This window comes from Dickeya lacustris, assembly GCF_029635795.1.
Classification (GTDB): domain Bacteria; phylum Pseudomonadota; class Gammaproteobacteria; order Enterobacterales; family Enterobacteriaceae; genus Dickeya; species Dickeya lacustris.
The window spans coordinates 1,554,036-1,575,263 of the sequence record NZ_CP114280.1; the positions used below are offsets into that span (position 1 = coordinate 1,554,036).

Here is a 21,228-nt window from a genome sequence, read left to right on the forward strand (position 1 = left end):
CCCTGGTCGGACCCCGTTTTCGATTTCAAAACGCGTGTGATTGCTCTATATTACCCTGCACTGCCCTTTTGTTGTTACAGGTCATTTACTTTCATGAAAACGATAGAAACGCTGATCGCCAATAACCAGTTATGGTCTGAAACGATAGTTAAAGAAGACCCGGAATACTTTAAACGGCTGGCTCTGGCCCAGCGCCCCCGCTTTTTGTGGATCGGGTGTGCCGATAGCCGGGTTCCGGCTGAAAGCCTCACCAGCCTGGAACCGGGAGAGTTGTTTGTTCATCGTAATGTCGCCAACCTGGTGATTCACACCGACCTCAACTGTTTGTCCGTCGTGCAGTACGCTGTTGAGGTGCTTGAAGTCGAGCATATCATCATCTGTGGTCACTACGGTTGCGGTGGGGTGCAGGCAGCGGTAGAAAACCCGGAGCTGGGGCTTATCAATAACTGGCTGCTCCACATCCGCGATCTATGGTACAAGCACAGCTCAATGCTTGGCGAATTACCGCCGGAAGAGAGAATCAACAAACTGTGCGAGATCAACGTGGTGGAACAGGTATACAACCTGGGTCACTCGACCATCATGCAGTCAGCCTGGAAACGAGGTCAGAAAGTGACTATTCACGGTTGGGTTTACGGCATTCAGGATGGTCGTCTGCGCGATCTGGAAGTCACGGCAACCAGCCGCGAAACGCTGGAACAGCGTTATCGGCGCGCGGTGTCATCTCTGCTCTAATCGCACCTGCCACAAATAACACTTTCACGAATAACTCTTTCACGAATAACCCCTTCACGCCCATGACGGTATGGGCGTGAAGGCCTGCCAAGCGGCAGACAATCGCACGACTCGCTATCCGGTTTGCCAGGCTGTTACACCACTTTACTGAGCAATGACCTTGCCGATAAAAGGCAAGTGGCGGTAGTGCTGGGCATAATCGATACCGTATCCCACCACAAACTCATCGGGAATAGAGAACCCCACCCATTCAACCGGAACCGGGACTTCTCGACGGGAAGGTTTATCCAACAACGTACAGATAGCCAACGATTTCGGCCCACGCAGTTGCAGAATCTCGCGCACTTTGCTGAGTGTGTTGCCTGAATCGATAATATCCTCAACGATCAACACATCTTTACCGCGAATATCCTCATCGAGATCTTTGAGTATTTTCACATCGCGTGAGGAGTTCATACTGCTGCCATAACTTGACGCAGTCATAAAATCGACTTCATGGGACAGCTCGAGTGTCCGGCAGAGGTCAGCCATAAAGACAAAAGAACCGCGCAGCAGCCCCACTAATACCATATCGCTACCGCTGCTGCGGTAGTGCTCGCTGATTTGACGTCCGAGTTCAGCAACCCGAGCCTTGATCTCTGCTTCAGGGATCATGACTTCCACCGTATGTTTCATCATACTGATAACTCATTGAAAAAAGACATTCAGTATCGGCCAGGCTGGCCATACTCCAGTGCAGACACGCCATCAGGAGGTGTCGCAATTCATCACGGCGCGCAGTATAACAGAAGCCGTCGCCCCTCACCCATACCGGAGAAAACATGACGGCGTTATCCCCCGCAATGTCCGATACGCGCATCACCTACCAGTGTCATCGCGCCATTACCGTCGAGCAGTTTATTCAGTTGCTTAACCGCACATCGCTAGGCCCGAGGCGACCGTTAGATAGGCATGAAACGCTGGCAGGCATGTTAAGCGAAGCCGATCTGCTGGTAACAGCATGGCATGACGATACGCTGGTTGGCGTGGCTCGCAGTGTGACGGACTACCATTACTGCTGTTACCTCTCCGATCTGGCCGTGGATGAAACCTATCAGCATCGCGGCATTGGCCGGGAACTGATTGCACATACCGCACAGCAACTCAAACCGCAGTGCCGCCTGATTCTGATTGCCGCGCCACAGGCCGTCGAGTATTACCCGAAAATCGGCTTTGAAGCCCACCCCAGCGCCTGGCATAAGCTTGCGGGCGATATCAGCCCGCCCACGGCTTAATCGAGCCCGAGAGGAGTGAAAATCGCAACCGTCAGGATCGTGTTAACGATGAACAGATTACGTTAATGATGGGGTGATAGTGTTATCGACGAATAAAAGAGGGTAAAGCGCGTTGCACCAGTGCGCGGCAAGGTTTTTCATATGTCACGTGTCATGAACGACCCATGACATCATGAACAACCTATCATGAACAACCTATGGAGAGGTGTAACATGAAGAGATTACGCAATGTCTTTACCACCGTAGCACTTATCGCTGGCGTATCGCTGTTTTCAGCCATCGCGGAGGCATCCGCACATCCTGAAGGCGCAGAACCACCGGCATTTGCGCCGCACGGGGCGTTTGTCCCCCCACCGGGCTTTCTTCCCCCGCCGCCTGCGCTGTATCACGCGTCACTGCAAGCCAGCGATCCGATTCAAGCCGTCAACAAACTGGTGGCAAACGTACCGCAAGGCAACGGTAAAACCTACGAGGTGAGCATCACTGTGCGTGAAATCCCGCCGATGATCATGCCCGAGGCGCATGCACAAAACGCCGTGAAGTAGCCGCGTTTCGCCAATAACACGGGGGCGACGGATAACGCTCCCGCATAACGCGCAGTACACCGAATAACACCGACTACACCGCATCATTGATTTTTTCCGGCGCAAACAGCACCGGCAAATCAGTACGGATGCTCAGTCTTACCGGCTGCCCGGCCTCAAACCAGTTGCCACTTTGCACCTGCAATTCCAGTTCATTGACATGCACGCGGTAAAAGTGACTATTGCCCATAAAGAGCCGGTCAACAATGATGCCTGGCCCCTCCTCATCCAAAGCAAGGGCTATCTCCTGCGGCCTGACGAGCCAGTCATAGCGTGCGCCATGCGCCAGTTTCAGAGCACGCGTCGCCTGATGTTCGCCAAGAAAACTCTGCCATTGCCTGTCCCCACTGATTTTTACCGGGAGATAGTTAGCATTTCCCATAAAATCGGCCACATAGCGATTAACGGGCCGGTAGTACAAATCCGCCGAAAATCCTTGCTGCACCACGCCGCCTTCATGAATCAAAATCAGATGATCGGCAAAGGCAAACCCATCTTCCCTGTCGGATGTTGCAAACAGCGCCGCAATCTGGCGCTGGCGTAAAATATGGCGCAATTCGCTGATGAGTCGATAACGAATCTGGCTATCCACCGTCGCAAAAGGCTCATCGAGCAGCAGTAATCTCGGTTGGCCCGCCAGCGAACGGGCAATCGCCGCACGCTGGTGCTGTTCTTTAGACAATTCATGAGGATAATTGCGAGTGACGGCCTCCAGTTTCATTAGCGTTACCGCATCCATCGCCATGGTGCTGATTTCTTCTGCCGATTTGCCACGCAAACCGAAGGTGATGTTTTCCATGACCGTTAAATGCGGAAACAGGACATCGTCCTGAAACACCATTCCCACCGGGCGGGGCGACGCCTCTTGCGGAGAAGGCGACTCACCCACGCGCTGTCCGGCAATGGTAATACGGCCTTTATCCAGCGGCTGTAGCCCTGCAATGACTTTAAGTAAGGTCGTTTTACCGTCGCCGCTGGCCCCCAGCAGGCATACCATTTCACCGGCATGAATGGAGAAACTCACGTTTTCCAATACGTCATGCTGCGGATAACGGCAACTCAGCGACGCAACGTTCAACATCTCGGGAGTCGTCATCATTCCCCTATCCCTCCATGTTCATCAAACGGGTGATGCCAAACAGCGGGATCATCCCCACGGCAACCAGCATCAATGCCGGTGTAGCGACGAGAGGCAATCGCTCATCCATAATGAAACGAAACACATAGGTCGCCATGGTTTCTATTTCAAACGGCTGCAAAAACAACGATATATTCAGCTCACGTAAACTTTCAGTAAACACCAGGACGATACCGACAATCAGGCAATGGCGCACCTGCGGTAAATAGACCCATAAAACCTGCTGCGCCGGGGTATAACCCATTGATTGACTAATATGATTCATGGCTGATGGCAGCCGGGAAAGGCGAATTTGCAGTCGGTCTAACAGTAACGCACTAAAGCGCATGCAGTAGGACAGAACCAGTACCAGTATAGAACCGGCCCAGGGCTCATCATTCCCCCCACCAGACGCAGCATGCCAGGCATCCAACCCCAAAAATGGCACTAACAAGCCCATCCCCAGCAACGTTGAGGGCAACAGGCGATTCAGGTTAAGCCAGCGCAATGGGTTACGGTAAGTCAGATTACCAACCGCTTTAAGATCAAACACACAAACCAATGCCAGACCAATAACCAGCAGTGTCGTGCTTGAAGAGGCAAGCAGGCTACAGATAAAAGCCAGCAGGAAAGGCAGGCTCCAGGTGGGTGACTCCGAAATAACCGCCCAGAAAATAAGCCGCCCGACGGGAATCACAAACGCGATGACAACCAGCATGGTGCCGAAAAATAACGTCATGAAACGCCGCCAGCCGTATAGCATTGGCAACTCATCCACCGGTTTATTGCCAGCCTGATAACGTAATTGCCGCTCACGGCTACGACGCCCTTGCCACAACATCAAGACGCTCAACGGCACCAGTAATGACATCAACAGGGCGGCATTCGCGTGCTGCGCTTTATCGCGCCACAAATCCAGCCCAGCGGTGGTGATAGTACGCAGAGAAAAATAGGAGGAAACGCCGTAATCACTCAGGGCCTCCGCCATCATCACCACAACACCGAGTGCGATGGCCGGGCGCGCCATAGGAAACACCACTCGCCAAAACACCTGGGCACGACTGTGGTTCATCAAATACGCCGCCTGCCTGAAACCAACAGGCTGCGACATTAACGCCGTTCGCACCAGCAAATAGATATAGGGAAACAACACCAGCGCCAGACACAGACTGGCGCACGCTGCTCTTCCCCCAAGTTGCCAGGCTGACTGCGGCATAGATTCAACGTCAAATGACAATGCATACAGCGTTTGCTTGACCGGGCCTTCGTAACCAATCACATCGCCGTATACCGCCGCCAGCAAATAGCCAGGCACAGCCAACGGCAGTAATAATGCGCGATGCAACCATCGCTGGCCGGAAAAACGGTAATTCGCCATCAACCAGGCTAATGGTAATGCCAACGACAGGCCAAACAGTACACAACCGGACACCAACATCAGCGACGTGATGCCATAGACGGGTAAGGCGCGCGATAATACCGAGACAGCATCGCCAGACGCACTCAGCGCCATTGCGACCACTGCCACTACCGGGAACAAGAATATTCCCGCCAACAGCACACTGCTGATGCGCCAGATACCTGAAGTCATTGGAATATCGGTACGTTAAATTTGAACTGTACTATTAATATCAAAGCCTGACGCCGACGTCATGGCATCAAACGTTGATAAATAGCCGGTAATTACGCCATTGGCACAAAAAGCCCGCTTACAGGCCCTTCCCTCGCGCAGCACAACCTGATTCAATAAAACTTGAAATATCGCTCGGTAACTGCAATAACGTCAGTTAATGGATGATGAGACAGGTTGAATTATGAAACACTCCGCGCTGGTGCTGCTTTTGCTCTCTCTGTTGGGCTTCTCCTCCGCCAGTCAGGCATTGAATGATTTTGAAGCCGAGGATCTCGCGGATCTTACGGCGATATTTGTCTACCTGAAAAACAATTGCGGTTATAAAGACCTCCCTAACGATCAGATTCGTCGGGCATTGGTCGGTTTTGCCCAGCAAAATCGTTGGGACTTAAGTAACTATAGCCAATTCGACATGATAGCGCTGGGTGAAGCCAGTTATCGCGATTTAAGCGGTATCGCGATTGCCACGCCGAAAAAGTGCCAGTCACTGGCACGTAATTCACTCAGTCTGCTTGCCACCCCCTGATGATGCGAAAAATCCTCCGCACTGCGTGAAATTTGACCGTGCAAGCCCCCTGAGAGTTAGCTATCATAGCGCGCCAATTTTCATGGCTGTTATCGCGGAGGAAGCCCTGACATGGCCCGGAAAGAGATTTGGTATGAAACCCTGCATGCAAATTTCGGTCAGTATTTTTCAATAGACCAGGTTATCTACCACCAAAAGACTGACCATCAGGATCTGATCATTTTCGAAAATGCGGCACTTGGCCGTGTAATGGCATTAGACGGCGTGGTGCAAACCACCGAGCGCGATGAATTCATCTACCACGAAATGATGACCCACGTGCCATTACTGGCGCACGGCAATGCCAAACGAGTCCTGATTATCGGCGGCGGCGACGGCGGTATGCTGCGAGAAGTATGCCGTCACCAGGGCATCGAGCAGATTACCATGGTTGAAATCGATGCCGGCGTGGTTGAATTCTGCCGCCAATATCTGCCCAATCACAGCGCTGGCGCTTACGACGACCCTCGCTTTCAGCTCGTCATCGACGATGGCGTAAACTTCGTTAACGCCTGCCAGGATACATTCGACGTCATTATTTCCGACTGCACCGACCCGATTGGGCCAGGTGAAAGCCTGTTTACATCGGATTTTTATCAAGGCTGCGCACGCTGCCTGAATGAAGGCGGCATCTTCGTGGCGCAAAACGGCGTCTGCTTTCTGCAACAAGACGAAGCCGTTAACAGCCATCAGAAACTGACGTCATATTTCAGCGATGTGAGTTTTTATCAAACCGCCATTCCGACCTACTATGGCGGCATCATGACGTTTGCCTGGGCAAGTCATAACCCTGCATTGCGAGCCATCACACCAGATACGTTACAGCAGCGTTTTGATGCTGCGGGCATCACATGCCGTTACTATAATCCGGCCATTCATATCGGCAGCTTTGCTCTGCCACAATATCTACTGAATGCCTTGTCAGCCGAGTGCTGATTGCAGGCATCATAAGGGGGTGAGTTAAATTGCAAAAGCTGAAACTACATGGCTTTAACAACCTGACCAAAAGCCTGAGTTTTTGTATCTACGATATCTGCTACGCAAAGACGCCAGCCGATCGAGATGGCTATATTGCGTACATTGATGAACAGTACAACGCGAACCGTCTGACAGAAATTCTCAGTGAAACCTGCTCCATTATCGGCGCCAATATTTTGAATATTGCTCGTCAGGATTACGAGCCACAAGGAGCCAGCGTCACCATACTGGTCAGCGAAGAACCCATGGACCCTCGCGATGTGGACACATCCGAGCATCCCGGCCCATTGCCAAATGCGGTAGTCGCTCACCTCGACAAGAGCCATATCTGCGTACATACCTACCCAGAAAGCCATCCTGGCGGGGGATTGTGTACATTTCGCGCGGATATTGAGGTGTCTACCTGTGGCGTCATTTCGCCGCTAAAAGCACTTAACTACCTGATCCATCAGTTAGAATCAGATATTGTCACCATAGATTATCGGGTGCGTGGCTTTACTCGTGATATCAACGGCGTCAAACATTTCATCGACCATAAAATCAATTCTATTCAGAACTTCATGTCAGATGATATGAAATCGCTCTACCATTTAATGGACGTCAATGTTTACCAGGAAAACATGTTTCACACCAAAATGCTGCTGAAAGATTTTGATCTCAGGCACTACCTGTTTAACGTCAGCCCTGAAGAATTGAGCCCACAAGAACGGAAACGCATTACCGATTTGCTCTATCGGGAAATGCAGGAAATCTACTACGGTAGAAATATCGCCACAGTGTGATATCGCAATAGCCTGGAGGTTTTCTCCAGGCTTATCAATTCGATACTTTTTTCTTGCACTACATACACATCCATTGCGTATCGCCTATCCATGTTGACTCATCATGTCCTCACACACGAAAAGCGCGTAAAGACAACATTTCTGCGGTGATGGTGATGGTGATGGTGATGAAAATCATTTTCGAATTAAAAGCAAAAAACCCTGAATCTTTCGATTCAGGGCTTAGAAATAATTGGCGGTGCGGACGGGACTCGAACCCGCGACCCCCGGCGTGACAGGCCGGTATTCTAACCGACTGAACTACCGCACCGCGCTGTGCTCTGTGAGAGCGAGGTGAATATTACGAGTAGCCACCGTTTGCGTCAACGTTTTTTATTACTAACTACTTCTGTTTGCTTACATTTTCAGCATAAAACGATCACAACGGCCCGATAGCGCGCGGGTCAGTTACGCCATAGGCAATTTCCACCCTTTTTCATAATCAAATCCAGGCGCTGCTCATGGGCCGCCAGTTCCTCTTCACCAGCATACAACACGGTCAATGATGAGGCTGGGCGAGTGATTCGCTGAATAGTCTCACTCTGTGTCACCTGCTGCTGATTTTCCCCGTCAGTCGAAAACGCCAGCGAGGTCTGCCCGCCAGTCATTGCCAGATAGACTTCAGCCAGAATTTCGGCATCGAGTAATGCGCCGTGCAGCGTACGTTTACTGTTGTCTATCTGGTAACGATCGCACAATGCATCCAGATTATTGCGCTTGCCGGGAAACAAGCGACGCGCCATCAACAGGCTATCAGTGATGGTGCAGAACGTGTCAGTTTTCGGAATATTGCGTCCCAGCAACCGGAATTCATAGTCCATAAAGCCGATATCAAACGCAGCATTATGAATAACCAGCTCTGCGCCGCGAATGAAATCGAGAAACTCGTCAGCGACGTCTGCATAGGTTGGTTTATCAGCGAGAAACTCATCGCTAATGCCATGAACGTTATACGCTTCAGGATCAACCAACCGATCAGGCTTGAGGTAAACATGGAAATGGCGCCCTGTCAGACGACGGTTAATAACCTCAACGGCACCAATTTCAATGATTTTATGCCCTTCATAGTGCACCCCCAGCTTATTCATACCGGTGGTTTCTGTATCGAGAACGATTTGTCGTGTAATTCCAGTGCTCATCGGTTTCGTTTATGTCAGACTTGTGCTTTTGAATAAGAGTCTACCAGAGATGCGAAAACAGGTAGAGATTTTCACCGACGGTTCTTGCCTTGGCAATCCAGGCCCTGGTGGTTATGGCGCGCTGCTGCGGTACAAACAGCATGAAAAAGCCTTGAGCGCGGGCTATCGTCTGACGACCAATAACCGCATGGAGTTAATGGCCGCTATTGTTGCGCTCGAAACACTCACCACCCCCTGTGATGTCACACTCAGCACCGATAGCCAATATGTTCGCCAGGGGATCACTCAGTGGATCCATAACTGGAAAAAGCGAGGCTGGAAAACTGCCGAGAAAAAACCGGTCAAGAATGTGGATCTCTGGCAACGGCTGGATAACGCGATTCAGCACCACCGGTTAAATTGGTTATGGGTTAAGGGCCATGCCGGCCACCCGGAAAATGAGCGCTGCGATGAGCTAGCCCGCCAGGCGGCAGGAGCTCCGACGCTTGACGATACAGGATATCAACCAGAATAACGACGATTGCAAGAATAGCCCTATTTCTTCACTCATCATGACGGGTATGATAACTCTTCATCACACCTAGCGGATGCCGTAATGATGAGTGACGCAGCCGAACTTTCATTGGCGTCATCGTTAACGGAATTGTGCGTTTGCGGGCAATAATCAGGTTAAGGCATCCGAGCAGAGGTAAGCGATTATTCCAGCGTCCTTGCTCCAACTCTCGCCACGGCAATACCTGCAAGCAATCATGAGACAACACTTCATAATTGAGCAAACTCAGCCAGTCCATTACCCGCATCTGGCTAAACATACGGCTGCAATAGGGCTGGCGTTTACGCATGCCGGGCAACAATTTGCCAAGGCCGATAAGACTGATAGGGTTAAATCCGCTGAGAATGATCCAGCCATCGTTAATCAACACGCGATCGATTTCGCGGATCACTCGATGAGGATCGGATGAATACGGCAATACATGGGCAAGCAGGCAAGCATCCACCGACTTTTCGGCAAAAGGTAACTGACAGGGATCGGCAATCACATCCGCACAATGACCGGCCTGACGGATAGTAACCTGATGTGGGATTGAGCAAAGTTGACTATCAATCGAGCCACTCAACGCACCAACCTTCAGCAGGTGAAAGCCGAAAATCTTACTCCACCACGGAGCGAGTGCCCTATCCAAGGTATGGCGGTAATGCTCTCCCCAGGGAATACTCTCCCATGAGTCAGGCACGACGAATTTTTGCGAGATTTGTGCTGGCTTCATGTTCTAGTATCTTCCTCGGCTAAGTGCAAAGACATGCAAGAATGAGGATGCATCATGAATCTTATCAGCGTTTCTGCTTTTCAGGATAATTACATCTGGTTACTGGTCAATGATGACCCAGCAGAACATCGCTCAGGGAAAAAACCTTGCGTTATTGTTGACCCCGGAGAGGCCGTGCCTGTGCTGCACGCACTTGAACAACACCAACTTGTTCCATGCGCCATTTTATTGACTCATCATCATCACGATCACACCGGTGGCGTTGAACAACTGGTCAGGCACTATCCTGACTGCAAAATTTATGGTCCTGATGAAACTCAACGCTACGGTACGACACACATCATACAGGAGGGAGATGTCGTAAACGTGGCGGGATGGGGATTTTCTGTTCTTTCCGTGCCAGGGCATACCGCTGGACACGTTGCCTACTACAATCCGCCCTATCTTTTTTGTGGTGATACCTTATTTTCTGCGGGCTGTGGTCGCATTTTTGAAGGGACAGAGCAACAAATGTTCGAATCATTGATCCGCCTGACGAATTTACCTGATGAAACCTTGGTATGTTGTGCGCATGAATACACATTGTCCAATCTGGAGTTCGCTCATCACGTCTGGCCGGAAAATAATGAAATTCATGATTATTTACTGAAAATCAGACAATTACACGAGAAAGGAGAGGCTTCCATACCCTCAAATATCGGGCTTGAACGCAGAATAAATATTTTTTTACGTTCTCATGACATTGATTTAAAAAGAAAATTGTCTATTAATCCAGACATCAAAGGGGATTGGCAAATTTTTGCGCATTTACGCACAATGAAAAATCATTTCTGACGTTTTTTGTTGTGCTGAATAGCCAATCAAAGTATTATTGTCTGTCTTTTAAGCAACTATTGACACACATATGAAGACTAAAGCGATTATCGTCGCCTCGGTCTTGCTGTCTGGTTGTCAGGTGACGAATGACACCTCCCAATCCAAACAGCATGCACAGAGTCTGTCTTCGGCAGGTCAAGGTGAAGCAGGAAAGTACACAAATGGTCGAGAGACCGGCGCGCGATGGTTAGATGATGAAAGCATCGCGCAACGAGACCTGTGGAACTTCATTGGCGACGAGCTGAAGATGGAGGTTCCGGAAAATAGCCGGATCCGCGAGCAAAAACAGCGTTACCTGAAAAATAAGAGCTATCTCCACGATGTAACATTACGGGCAGAGCCGTACATGTACTGGATAGTCGAGCAGATTAGAGCACGTAAGATGCCGATGGAACTAGTACTACTACCCATAGTGGAGAGCGCTTTTGACCCAAATGCCAGATCGTCTGCCAATGCCGTAGGGCTTTGGCAAATCGTTCCTGGCACCGGGCGCAATTACGGGTTGAAACATACCCAATGGTATGACGGGCGTCGTGATGTGGTTGCATCCACAACGGCTGCATTGGACATTATGCAGCGTCTGAACCGTATGTTTGATGGCGATTGGTTACTCACGATCGCCGCTTACAATGCGGGCGAAGGCCGAATCATGCAAGCTGTAAAGGCGAATAAGGCTAAAGGCCGCCCCACAAATTATTGGGCGCTGGCACTGCCTTATGAGACGTCAATGTACGTGCCTAAGATGTTGGCACTGAGTGACATTCTCAAAAACAGCAAGAAGTACGGTATTGATCTGCCTAAACCTAATGAAAACCGTGCGTTGGCGCGGGTTGACTTAGGCCAGCAGATGGAACTGACACAAGCCGCTGAACTTGCGGGTTTGTCTGTTACCAAGCTTAAGAGCTACAACACGGGTTACACACGTAATGTTACCGATCCAAATGGCCCGCATTACATTATGGTACCCAAGTCTCACGTGGGACAGTTGAAAGGTTCTTTGGCCGATAACGATACGCTTGACGTGCAGCCTGCAAGAGCCATGCAACCCAAAGCGGTAGCGCGTACCAAGGAATATAAAGTACGTTCAGGTGATACGCTGTCGAGCATTGCAAAACGCATGAACGTACGCGCTCAGGATTTGCAAACCTGGAATCACCTTAAGGGAAGCGCGCTAAAAGTAGGGCAGACGCTGCAAGTTGCAAAAGCCAGTGCGACAACGGTTCCTGATATTGTCGGCAGCAACAAGCAAAGCTCTATCGTTTATCAGGTTCGTAAAGGCGATTCTCTTGCCAGTATTGCGAAACGCCATGGGGTCAACATCAACGACGTCATGCGCTGGAATGCTGCGATGAAAGAGAACAACGTTCAGCCAGGCGATCGATTGACGCTCTTCGTAACACGCAGAGAATCACCAGAGTCCTGATTGAACAGCTTAAACATCAGTACAAAAAATGCCGGTCATTTAATATGACTGGCATTTTTTTTGCCCAATCCAAGTGACCTTTCGCCACTACGTATGCCCATGGCCACGGGGTGTTGACCCATCATAAAAGTAAATTTAGTCAGTGAATCCGCGTAGTGTAAATAACGCAATAGAAACAGTAGCCATTTAAACACTGTACATACCGTTACACGGCAATACTCATCATTAACGATAAGCCTGGTATATAGTATCGCAAAAAAACAGTGTCCAATTGACTGTGAAGATGCGAATTAACAAACCTTAAACAAGTAAAAGTCATATAGCCATACTTTTATGATCAAAATCAAAAATACTCTCTGCCTACATATCATGATGGCTACCCTGGCTGTCCTGTTTCTTAGTGTTCCTCCTCTGGTGACAAGCATTGATCCGGCCCTAAAATTCCAACCATTGATAAGAACGATGGAAGGAACACCAAAGGAACACAAGGAAAAAATAGCCACGATTTCTCATGCTTTACAGGGAAATGCGATTTTTATCTTAGGCGCATCGGAAATTTCTACGTCTGAAGATGAATATTACGCGCTTTATAATTACTTCAACAACCAATTAAATCGCCCCGTGGTCGCGTATGGCGATAGTTATGTTGATAATATTACCCATTTTTTGTTGCTATCACGTTTTAAAAATGAGCTGAATGCTAACAGTAAGGTCGTGCTGTTACTGGCTCCCGATAGCTTTTATTCAAAAGGTATTCCCCCCGCTATTTTTGCTGATAACTTTCCTGCTCCCGTCTTTAATCCATTGATGGATGATGCAAAGGCGCGCCCCTTCATGGTCGATTATTTACAGCACATCGATGAAGGTGAGATAAGCCATTTAACATTTAACCAAATGAAAATACATGGTTGGAACCTGCCAATTATCTGGCAAGAGGTGAGTTATCAATTTGCCTCGTTCTGTGAAATGATAAAAAACGACTGGCTGGACAGGTTACAGATTTCGCCTCAACCAGCACAGCCTTGGCCTTCGCAGTTAGCCGTCAACAAGGTGCCTGACTGGGATAAAGAATTAGAACATGCCCGCGAACTGAACAAGTCTCGCCAGCAAAGTCCCCAAACGCTGTGGATGGATAAATCTGTTTTCGAGAGCGACCCATCACAGGATGAATGGCTTGAACCGCCGGCTGAAAAGCAAATGCAGGCGTTCAAAGCCACCATTAACCTGCTGAAAGAACGTCATGTTCAGGTCGTCGTCATTATCGATGCCATTAACCCCTGGTCAATTAGAAATACTGATGTGTTCTGGCCGGTAGATCGCCAGATTACGGCTGTTCTTGAAGAGAATCAGGTGCCCTACTTCGATATGTATGCACAGCCCTATCAGAATGGCTGGAACTGGGACAGCCTGCACCCAACTGAGCTGGCATGGGTTGCGATGGATCGCTTTATTGCTGAGAGTTTTAAATGATGAAAAATGCTATTCGCCTCTTTTTTCTTTATCTCTTTTTAGCCATTACGATTGTCGCATGGACATCCGTCGATGACAGCATGAGTTTAAAAGCGCACTTTGAATACCAAAAATTCTGACAGGTGAATGATGTACAGCTCTGGAGCATTCTTTTTCTTTCTATTTTTGTCAGCATTGCTGTTTGCGCTGGTGAATAGAGTATTCAGTTACCGGCTGACTTATTTAGCTGCCATTTCTGCGCTGGTCGCATTAGGCTGGGGATATATTTTCCAGGGTGATTACCTTGTTCCTGTGGCAGTCTTCTTTAGCTTTTATATTCTCGTTACCCTGAAAGAAAAAGGCTGGCTAAAAACCTGGCAAGCCGTCAGTCTGACACTGCTTCCCTTATTTTTAGTCAAGCTGCATCTCAATAACCATTGGGGCATGATTGGTCTCTCATTTATGACCTTTCGCGCAATTGATGTCTTGCTTTATCGCAGCAAAAAAGATGGTCAGAATTTTCTGCACTATTGTTGCTATCTGTTTATGCCATTTATTATTCAAGCGGGCCCAATGTATCGCTGGCGTACCTGGATTAGCGACATCAATAAGAAAACCTTTACTATCAGCCGTGAGCAGTTTTTACCTGCCATGGAACAAATTTTTATCGGTATTATTCAGAAGTTTTTATTTGCCATGTTGATAGATAGTCTGGTCATCCAATCCTGGAACCATCGCCCATTCACGTTAAGCGTTGGTGTCGTGATGTCGCTGGCATACAGTGCATACCTTTATTTCGACTTCGCTGGCTACAGTAATATGGCTATCGGTGCCGGACGTTTATTTGGCCTGAATATTCCAGCCAACTTCAACATGCCAATTCTGGCTAAAAATCCACAGGATTTTTGGCGGCGCTTCCACATCAGTTTGTCTGAATGGTTAAGAGATGTGGTCTTTATGCCGATTTATATGAATCTGATGAAACTCGACTTTTTCCGTCAAAACAAAACGCTGGCGCAGAATATTGGTATCTTCTGCACGCTGTTTTGTATGGGGGCATGGAACGGGTTAGAACAACACTACATCATCAGCGGCGCGCTGTTCGGCGCCATTTCTGTTGCTCACAACATGTTACAGTGGTCAGCCAAACGTAGTCAGGCGTTCGGCAACTGGCTACAGTATCCGGTTATTGTGTTTTTGGGACGAATTCTGACGCTGGCAAGCGCTTCGGCCTCCCTTTACATTTTTAGCGGAATGTCACCTCTATGAACCTTCATACCGAACTTCATGAATTGCAGGATTTCCTGCGTGCGGCTTTACTCAAGCCTTCATCTCCACATCAGTTGGCGATTAGCGGCAGCGATGAGGCGCTAACCTGGCAACAGCTCTCTGTTGCGGTGACAGAGTGGTGGCAGCGCTATCAGAATTGCCAGCAGCCAGCCGGTACACCCGTTGTGTTGTATGGGCATCAGCAGGCCGAATTTGCCGTCGCTATTTATAGCTGCCTGCTACATAACATCCCGTACATCCCGGTAGACTGTATCTACCCCAAAGAACGCCTCAATGAGATTTGCCAACTGGCAAGCGCACCTTACTATTACGATGTCGCCGCCAGGCAGTTTATCGCTACCGGTGAAGAGGGCCAGGTGTTAGCTGAACAGGATCTCGCGTATATCATGTTCACCTCTGGCAGCACGGGAAAACCCAAAGGGGTACAAATTGGGCGTGAAAGCTTGTGGCACTTCATGAAATGGGTACGTCAGGATTTCGCATTGCCAGACATACCGGTGCTGATGAACCACGCGGTATTCAGTTTCGATCTCTCATTGATCCCTCTGTTGGCCAACCTGGCAACCGGTGGACATATCGTGCTGAATGCCAAAGAGGATATCGCCGCAGAAAACTGGTTAGAGCGCCTGAAAACCAACGATGTCTCTGTCTGGGTTTCCACCCCTTCATTTTCCTACCAAAGGCTGCTTTCCCCCCAGTTTAATGCGGAATATTTGCCATCGCTCAGTGTCTTTATATTTATTGGCGAGGTGTTAAACAAGGCCTTAGTGAAGCAGCTCCGTCGTCGCTTCCCCCATGCCAAAATTCTCAACTCCTACGGCCCGACCGAAGCCACCATCGCCACGACGGTTATCGAAATTACTGACGACATTCTACACAGCGAAAATGACGTCCTCCCTGTCGGTACAATGATGCCGGAATCCAGGATGGAAATTACCGCTGAAGGTGAGCTGATCATCTGGGGTAAGAATGTCATGCGTGGCTATCTGGGCCTGGAAAGAGAGAACGCTGAAAAGTTGCTGCATCGGGAAAGTGAGATCTATCGTGGCTACAAAACCGGCGATCTCGGCTATGAAGATGGGCAACTGATTTATTGCCAGGGACGAAATGACAGCCAGATCAAGCTTAACGGCTACCGTATCGAAATCAACGAGATTGAAAATCGCCTGTTGGCCATGCAGGGGATTAATGAAGCCGTCGTTTTGCCATTGATGAAATCCGGCGGTGGTGTTTTACGCCTTGCCGCTTTTTGTGTGACACACTTAGCACCGGAAACGATTAAGACATCACTGTCAAAAGTCATTCCTCACTACATGGTGCCATCGCAAATTATCATCAAGGATGCCTTACCGCTTAATCCTAACGGCAAAATCGATCGTAAATTGCTCGACTCTCATGCTCGCACAAATTAATGACTTCAGGAAAAATTATGGAACAAGAAATACTTGCCCTGTTTGAAAAGGTTTTATCCCGCAAAGTAGGGTTTAACGATGAGCTAATTGAGTCTGACATTCTCGACTCGATTCTAGCCGTGGATTTGGTACTGGAAGTTCAAGACACATACGGCTGCATGATCCCGCCGACCGAAGTGGCCAATGTTCTGAAAACTCCTGCGGATTTAGCTCGCTACATTGAAGAGAATCGCGGTTAACGTCTCTCTACGCCCTGCATACTCTGCAGGGCTCAACTCTGCAATTCTAACGCTGCGCGTTTGTTCGCCATCAAACCCAATATCCTTATCCTAATCCCCCTTCTGCTGATTAATCCCTATGGTATTAGTCACGTCTTCATTTTTAATTACTATCCTGCGTGAGGCAGACGTTTTAGGTGGCTCCAGGGCAAAAAAGTTCTGACGAAAGGCCAATAGCAAGACACTAAGGAAGTCATACATCAGTCAACGTGTTTTTATCGCAACGCGATGCCAGTACCATTGGTTAGACAGCAGATATTCGCTGTTGGAACATGACATTGTAGTGCTGGCAGCAACTGCGTTGGGAACGTATTTACGCTCACCACAAGACAAACAGATGTGCTTACAATGTAAAAAGACTCGCTGCTAAGAGATCGCCTCTTTGTCTGAATGGTCTGAATGGTCTGAATGATTCAAACCCAGGAAGCGACTCAATTGGATTTCTCATGATTGAATATAGTAGAACGGATTTATTGAGAGCTTTCACGCTCACTTTTGCAGAGAAGAATACCGGAGTACCGTGACAACACCGAGGCGAAAAATCATTATTGGGTTGCGTCATATAGCAAAAAGCCCTGAGCTTATGCTCAGGGCTTGATTATGTTGGCGGTGCGGACGGGACTCGAACCCGCGACCCCCGGCGTGACAGGCCGGTATTCTAACCGACTGAACTACCGCACCACCGATTCTGTATGTTATCGAAGAGGTCATTTCGATAACCGGTGCTGTTACACCACAATTTGAAGCCTGGCAGTTCCCTACTCTCGCATGGGGAGACCCCACACTACCATCGGCGCTACGGCGTTTCACTTCTGAGTTCGGCATGGGGTCAGGTGGGACCACCGCGCTATCGCCGCCAGGCAAATTCTTTTTCTGCCGAACATTATCCCTAACTAAACTGGTGCTGATACCCAGAGTCGAACTGGGGACCTCACCCTTACCAAGGGTGCGCTCTACCAACTGAGCCATATCAGCACACACAATTTAATGCCTGGCAGTTCCCTACTCTCGCATGGGGAGACCCCACACTACCATCGGCGCTACGGCGTTTCACTTCTGAGTTCGGCATGGGGTCAGGTGGGACCACCGCGCTATCGCCGCCAGGCAAATTCTTTTCATTCCGGCCGTTATGCTCCGCTCTCACTTCCACATAACCACCCGAACCAATCTCTGAACAAGCTGAATCTATTCTCTGCGTCTCTCACCAAAACACCTTCGGTGTTGTAAGGTTAAGCCTCTCGGGTCATTAGTACTGGTTAGCTCAACGCATCGCTGCGCTTACACACCCAGCCTATCAACGTCTTCGTCTTAAACGTCCCTTCAGGGGCCTCAAGGGCCCAGGGAAGACTCATCTCGGGGCAAGTTTCCCGCTTAGATGCTTTCAGCGGTTATCTCTTCCGCACGTAGCTACCGGGCAATGCCATTGGCATGACAACCCGAACACCAGTGGTGCGTTACACTCCGGTCCTCTCGTACTAGGAGCAACCCCCCTCAATCTTCCAACGCCCACGGCAGATAGGGACCGAACTGTCTCACGACGTTCTAAACCCAGCTCGCGTACCACTTTAAATGGCGAACAGCCATACCCTTGGGACCTACTTCAGCCCCAGGATGTGATGAGCCGACATCGAGGTGCCAAACACCGCCGTCGATATGAACTCTTGGGCGGTATCAGCCTGTTATCCCCGGAGTACCTTTTATCCGTTGAGCGATGGCCCTTCCATTCGAGAACCACCGGATCACTAAGACCTGCTTTCGCACCTGCTCGAGCCGTCACTCTCGCAGTCAAGCTAGCTTATGCCTTTGCACTAACCTCCTGATGTCCGACCAGGATTAGCTAACCTTCGTGCTCCTCCGTTACTCTTTGGGAGGAGACCGCCCCAGTCAAACTACCCACCAGACACTGTCCGCAACCCCGATTAGGGGCCCACGTTAGAACATCAAACATTAAAGGGTGGTATTTCAAGGTTGGCTCCATGCAGACTGGCGTCCACACTTCAAAGCCACCACCCTCTCCTACACATCAAGGCTCAAGGTTCAGTGTCAAGCTATAGTAAAGGTTCACGGGGTCTTTCCGTCTTGCCGCGGGTACACTGCATCTTCACAGCGAGTTCAATTTCACTGAGTCTCGGGTGGAGACAGCCTGGCCATCATTACGCCATTCGTGCAGGTCGGAACTTACCCGACAAGGAATTTCGCTACCTTAGGACCGTTATAGTTACGGCCGCCGTTTACCGGGGCTTCGATCAAGAGCTTCGCCTTGCGGCTGACCCCATCAATTAACCTTCCGGCACCGGGCAGGCGTCACACCGTATACGTCCACTTTCGTGTTTGCACAGTGCTGTGTTTTTATTAAACAGTTGCAGCCAGCTGGTATCTGCGACTCCCGTCAGCTCCGTCCGCAAGGGACTTCACCAACAGGAGCGTGCCTTCTCCCGAAGTTACGGCACCATTTTGCCTAGTTCCTTCACCCGAGTTCTCTCAAGCGCCTGAGTATTCTCTACCTGACCACCTGTGTCGGTTTGGGGTACGATTCAATGTTACCTGATGCTTAGAGGCTTTTCCTGGAAGCAGGGCATCTGTCACTTCAGTACCGTAGTACCTCGTCATTACGCCTCAGTGTTAACAGCAGACCGGATTTGCCTGGTCCACCCACCTGCACGCTTAAACCGGGACAACCGTCGCCCGGATGACATAGCCTTCTCCGTCCCCCTTCGCAGTAACACCAAGTACGGGAATATCAACCCGTTGTCCATCGACTACGCCTGTCGGCCTCGCCTTAGGTCCCGACTTACCCAGCCCCGATTAACGTTGGACAGGAACCCTTGGTCTTCCGGCGTGCGGGTTTTTCACCCGCATTATCGTTACTTATGTCAGCATTCGCACTTCTGATACCTCCAGCAGCCCTCACAGGCCACCTTCACAGGCTTACAGAACGCTCCCCTACCCAACAACACATAGTGTCGCTGCCGCAGCTTCGGTGCATGGTTTTAGCCCCGTTACATCTTCCGCGCAGGCCGACTCGACCAGTGAGCTATTACGCTTTCTTTAAATGATGGCTGCTTCTAAGCCAACATCCTGGCTGTCTGGGCCTTCCCACATCGTTTCCCACTTAACCATGACTTTGGGACCTTAGCTGGCGGTCTGGGTTGTTTCCCTCTTCACGACGGACGTTAGCACCCGCCGTGTGTCTCCCGTGATAACATTCTTCGGTATTCGCAGTTTGCATCGGGTTGGTAAGCCGGGATGGCCCCCTAGCCGAAACAGTGCTCTACCCCCGAAGATGAATTCACGAGGCGCTACCTAAATAGCTTTCGGGGAGAACCAGCTATCTCCCGGTTTGATTGGCCTTTCACCCCCAGCCACAAGTCATCCGCTAATTTTTCAACATTAGTCGGTTCGGTCCTCCAGTTAGTGTTACCCAACCTTCAACCTGCCCATGGCTAGAATCACCGGGTTTCGGGTCTATACCCTGCAACTTAACGCCCAGTTAAGACTCGGTTTCCCTGCGGCTCCCCTCTCGGTTAACCTTGCTACAGAATATAAGTCGCTGACCCATTATACAAAAGGTACGCAGTCACCCTGATAAATCAAGGCTCCCACTGCTTGTACGTACACGGTTTCAGGTTCTATTTCACTCCCCTCGCCGGGGTTCTTTTTCGCCTTTCCCTCACGGTACTGGTTCACTATCGGTCAGTCAGGAGTATTTAGCCTTGGAGGATGGTCCCCCCCATATTCAGACAGGGATACCACGTGTCCCGCCCTACTCATCGAACTCACGACCTGTGCATCTTCGTGTACGGGACTGTCACCCTGTATCGTGCGCCTTTCCAGACGCTTCCACTGACACACAAGCCGATTCAGGTTTGGCCTCTTCCGGTTTCGCTCGCCACTACTAACGGAATCGCTTTTGCTTTCTCTTCCTGTGGGTACTGAGATGTTTCACTTCCCCGGTTCGCCTCACACACCTATGAATTCAGTGTGTGATAGTGTGTCGAAACACACTGGGTTTCCCCATTCGGGTATCGTCGGGTATAACGGTTCATATCACCTTGCCGACGCTTATCGCAGATTAGCACGCCCTTCATCGCCTCTGACTGCCTAGGCATCCACCGTGTACGCTTAGTCGCTTAACCTCACAACCCGAAAGTGTTTCGGGATATGAGTATTTTGAGAGACTCGAACAACACATGCATTCGCATACACATGCTGTCGTTTCAATTTTCAGCTTGTTCCAGATTGTTAAAGAGCAGAATACTTCGCAGCATACTGTTTCCAGTACACTCTGAAGTCATTCGTTAATGGTGGAGCTATGCGGGATCGAACCGCAGACCTCCTGCGTGCAAAGCAGGCGCTCTCCCAGCTGAGCTATAGCCCCATCGTAGT

Annotated in this window: 18 protein-coding genes, 4 tRNA genes and 3 rRNA genes; 13 read left to right on the forward strand and 12 right to left on the reverse strand. The window is 49.8% G+C overall.

Annotated elements, in window-relative coordinates:
- Positions 1 to 93: 93 nt before the first annotated feature.
- Positions 94 to 735, forward strand: coding sequence for a carbonate dehydratase (gene can / locus O1Q98_RS06935; protein WP_125260374.1), 642 nt, complete (start codon positions 94 to 96; stop codon positions 733 to 735).
- A gap of 144 nt (positions 736 to 879) precedes the next feature.
- Here can and hpt read toward each other — a convergent pair whose 3' ends face one another.
- Positions 880 to 1,413 carry a hypoxanthine phosphoribosyltransferase gene (hpt, locus tag O1Q98_RS06940; protein WP_205744281.1) on the reverse strand — a complete coding sequence of 178 codons (534 nt, stop codon included), beginning with the start codon at positions 1,411 to 1,413 and terminating at the stop codon, positions 880 to 882.
- 143 nt (positions 1,414 to 1,556) lie between these two features.
- Between hpt and O1Q98_RS06945 the strand changes: the two genes are divergently transcribed.
- Complete coding sequence (locus tag O1Q98_RS06945; RefSeq protein WP_125260375.1) at positions 1,557 to 2,009, forward strand: GNAT family N-acetyltransferase; 453 nt, start codon at positions 1,557 to 1,559, stop codon at positions 2,007 to 2,009.
- A 212-nt stretch (positions 2,010 to 2,221) separates the two neighbouring features.
- A complete protein-coding gene (locus O1Q98_RS06950; protein WP_125260376.1) occupies positions 2,222 to 2,554 on the forward strand; it encodes a hypothetical protein in 333 nt (110 codons plus the stop codon).
- A 73-nt stretch (positions 2,555 to 2,627) separates the two neighbouring features.
- On the opposite strand, the gene O1Q98_RS06955 is transcribed toward O1Q98_RS06950, so the two are convergent.
- Both O1Q98_RS06955 and O1Q98_RS06960 read right to left on the reverse strand, forming a co-directional pair.
- Positions 2,628 to 3,689 (reverse strand): ABC transporter ATP-binding protein, encoded by a 1,062-nt coding sequence (locus O1Q98_RS06955; RefSeq protein ID WP_125260396.1) that lies wholly within the window; start codon positions 3,687 to 3,689, stop codon positions 2,628 to 2,630.
- Between the two features lie 7 nt (positions 3,690 to 3,696).
- Positions 3,697 to 5,301: an ABC transporter permease gene (locus O1Q98_RS06960; protein WP_125260377.1), complete on the reverse strand. Its 1,605-nt coding sequence runs from the start codon at positions 5,299 to 5,301 to the stop codon at positions 3,697 to 3,699.
- 223 nt (positions 5,302 to 5,524) lie between these two features.
- Here O1Q98_RS06960 and O1Q98_RS06965 point away from each other — a divergent pair, with 223 nt between their 5' ends.
- The 3 genes from O1Q98_RS06965 (at position 5,525) to speD (ending at position 7,668) form a co-directional block, all read left to right on the forward strand.
- On the forward strand, positions 5,525 to 5,869 hold the full coding sequence (locus tag O1Q98_RS06965) for a YacC family pilotin-like protein (RefSeq protein WP_125260378.1): 345 nt from the start codon (positions 5,525 to 5,527) through the stop codon (positions 5,867 to 5,869).
- Positions 5,870 to 5,980: 111 nt separating this feature from the next.
- On the forward strand, positions 5,981 to 6,844 hold the full coding sequence (gene speE, locus O1Q98_RS06970; RefSeq protein ID WP_125260379.1) for a polyamine aminopropyltransferase: 864 nt from the start codon (positions 5,981 to 5,983) through the stop codon (positions 6,842 to 6,844).
- Between the two features lie 29 nt (positions 6,845 to 6,873).
- Complete coding sequence (speD, locus tag O1Q98_RS06975; protein WP_125260380.1) at positions 6,874 to 7,668, forward strand: adenosylmethionine decarboxylase; 795 nt, start codon at positions 6,874 to 6,876, stop codon at positions 7,666 to 7,668.
- Between the two features lie 233 nt (positions 7,669 to 7,901).
- Here speD and O1Q98_RS06980 read toward each other — a convergent pair.
- Positions 7,902 to 7,978, reverse strand: a tRNA-Asp gene (locus tag O1Q98_RS06980).
- A 133-nt stretch (positions 7,979 to 8,111) separates the two neighbouring features.
- On the reverse strand, positions 8,112 to 8,846 hold the full coding sequence (dnaQ, locus tag O1Q98_RS06985; protein ID WP_125260381.1) for a DNA polymerase III subunit epsilon: 735 nt from the start codon (positions 8,844 to 8,846) through the stop codon (positions 8,112 to 8,114).
- Here dnaQ and rnhA point away from each other — a divergent pair.
- Positions 8,800 to 9,360 (forward strand): ribonuclease HI, encoded by a 561-nt coding sequence (rnhA, locus tag O1Q98_RS06990; RefSeq protein ID WP_164513022.1) that lies wholly within the window; start codon positions 8,800 to 8,802, stop codon positions 9,358 to 9,360. The genes dnaQ and rnhA overlap by 47 nt on opposite strands.
- A gap of 28 nt (positions 9,361 to 9,388) precedes the next feature.
- Here rnhA and O1Q98_RS06995 read toward each other — a convergent pair whose 3' ends face one another.
- Positions 9,389 to 10,114 (reverse strand): class I SAM-dependent methyltransferase, encoded by a 726-nt coding sequence (locus O1Q98_RS06995; RefSeq protein WP_125260383.1) that lies wholly within the window; start codon positions 10,112 to 10,114, stop codon positions 9,389 to 9,391.
- Between the two features lie 54 nt (positions 10,115 to 10,168).
- Between O1Q98_RS06995 and gloB the strand changes: the two genes are divergently transcribed.
- From gloB to O1Q98_RS07025, 6 genes are all read left to right on the forward strand, one after another.
- Positions 10,169 to 10,948: a hydroxyacylglutathione hydrolase gene (gene gloB, locus O1Q98_RS07000; protein ID WP_125260384.1), complete on the forward strand. Its 780-nt coding sequence runs from the start codon at positions 10,169 to 10,171 to the stop codon at positions 10,946 to 10,948.
- Between the two features lie 70 nt (positions 10,949 to 11,018).
- Positions 11,019 to 12,413, forward strand: a complete 1,395-nt coding sequence (gene mltD / locus O1Q98_RS07005) for a murein transglycosylase D (protein WP_125260385.1) — start codon at positions 11,019 to 11,021, stop codon at positions 12,411 to 12,413.
- A 336-nt stretch (positions 12,414 to 12,749) separates the two neighbouring features.
- A complete protein-coding gene (locus tag O1Q98_RS07010) occupies positions 12,750 to 13,883 on the forward strand; it encodes a D-alanyl-lipoteichoic acid biosynthesis protein DltD (RefSeq protein ID WP_125260397.1) in 1,134 nt (377 codons plus the stop codon).
- A 129-nt stretch (positions 13,884 to 14,012) separates the two neighbouring features.
- Positions 14,013 to 15,131 (forward strand): membrane-bound O-acyltransferase family protein, encoded by a 1,119-nt coding sequence (locus O1Q98_RS07015; protein ID WP_125260398.1) that lies wholly within the window; start codon positions 14,013 to 14,015, stop codon positions 15,129 to 15,131.
- The gene (locus O1Q98_RS07020; protein WP_125260386.1) at positions 15,128 to 16,564 is read left to right on the forward strand and encodes an AMP-binding protein; all 1,437 of its coding nucleotides are present in this window, start codon (positions 15,128 to 15,130) and stop codon (positions 16,562 to 16,564) included. Before O1Q98_RS07015 ends, O1Q98_RS07020 begins: the two co-directional genes overlap by 4 nt.
- A gap of 17 nt (positions 16,565 to 16,581) precedes the next feature.
- Entirely contained in the window at positions 16,582 to 16,803 is a 222-nt protein-coding gene (locus O1Q98_RS07025; protein ID WP_125260387.1) for an acyl carrier protein, read from the forward strand.
- Between the two features lie 643 nt (positions 16,804 to 17,446).
- Here O1Q98_RS07025 and O1Q98_RS07030 read toward each other — a convergent pair.
- The 6 genes from O1Q98_RS07030 to O1Q98_RS07055 form a co-directional block, all read right to left on the reverse strand.
- Positions 17,447 to 17,523 (reverse strand) — tRNA-Asp (locus O1Q98_RS07030).
- A gap of 64 nt (positions 17,524 to 17,587) precedes the next feature.
- Positions 17,588 to 17,703, reverse strand: a 5S ribosomal RNA gene (gene rrf / locus O1Q98_RS07035).
- Positions 17,704 to 17,741: 38 nt separating this feature from the next.
- A tRNA-Thr gene (locus tag O1Q98_RS07040) sits at positions 17,742 to 17,817 on the reverse strand.
- 14 nt (positions 17,818 to 17,831) lie between these two features.
- A 5S ribosomal RNA gene (gene rrf, locus O1Q98_RS07045) occupies positions 17,832 to 17,947 on the reverse strand.
- A gap of 120 nt (positions 17,948 to 18,067) precedes the next feature.
- Positions 18,068 to 20,978 (reverse strand): 23S ribosomal RNA (locus tag O1Q98_RS07050).
- 166 nt (positions 20,979 to 21,144) lie between these two features.
- Positions 21,145 to 21,220: transfer RNA gene (locus O1Q98_RS07055), tRNA-Ala, on the reverse strand.
- Positions 21,221 to 21,228: the final 8 nt, after the last annotated feature.

Bases quoted from the DNA above. Each gene is read 5' to 3' on its own strand.
- can (WP_125260374.1), top strand. From the start codon at position 94: ATGAAAACGATAGAAACGCTGATCGCCAATAACCAGTTATGGTCTGAA.
- hpt (WP_205744281.1), bottom strand. From the start codon at position 1,413: ATGATGAAACATACGGTGGAAGTCATGATCCCTGAAGCAGAGATCAAG.
- O1Q98_RS06945 (WP_125260375.1), top strand. From the start codon at position 1,557: ATGACGGCGTTATCCCCCGCAATGTCCGATACGCGCATCACCTACCAG.
- O1Q98_RS06950 (WP_125260376.1), top strand. From the start codon at position 2,222: ATGAAGAGATTACGCAATGTCTTTACCACCGTAGCACTTATCGCTGGC.
- O1Q98_RS06955 (WP_125260396.1), bottom strand. From the start codon at position 3,689: ATGACGACTCCCGAGATGTTGAACGTTGCGTCGCTGAGTTGCCGTTAT.
- O1Q98_RS06960 (WP_125260377.1), bottom strand. From the start codon at position 5,301: ATGACTTCAGGTATCTGGCGCATCAGCAGTGTGCTGTTGGCGGGAATA.
- O1Q98_RS06965 (WP_125260378.1), top strand. From the start codon at position 5,525: ATGAAACACTCCGCGCTGGTGCTGCTTTTGCTCTCTCTGTTGGGCTTC.
- speE (WP_125260379.1), top strand. From the start codon at position 5,981: ATGGCCCGGAAAGAGATTTGGTATGAAACCCTGCATGCAAATTTCGGT.
- dnaQ (WP_125260381.1), bottom strand. From the start codon at position 8,846: ATGAGCACTGGAATTACACGACAAATCGTTCTCGATACAGAAACCACC.
- O1Q98_RS06995 (WP_125260383.1), bottom strand. From the start codon at position 10,114: ATGAAGCCAGCACAAATCTCGCAAAAATTCGTCGTGCCTGACTCATGG.
- gloB (WP_125260384.1), top strand. From the start codon at position 10,169: ATGAATCTTATCAGCGTTTCTGCTTTTCAGGATAATTACATCTGGTTA.
- mltD (WP_125260385.1), top strand. From the start codon at position 11,019: ATGAAGACTAAAGCGATTATCGTCGCCTCGGTCTTGCTGTCTGGTTGT.
- O1Q98_RS07015 (WP_125260398.1), top strand. From the start codon at position 14,013: ATGTACAGCTCTGGAGCATTCTTTTTCTTTCTATTTTTGTCAGCATTG.
- O1Q98_RS07020 (WP_125260386.1), top strand. From the start codon at position 15,128: ATGAACCTTCATACCGAACTTCATGAATTGCAGGATTTCCTGCGTGCG.
- O1Q98_RS07025 (WP_125260387.1), top strand. From the start codon at position 16,582: ATGGAACAAGAAATACTTGCCCTGTTTGAAAAGGTTTTATCCCGCAAA.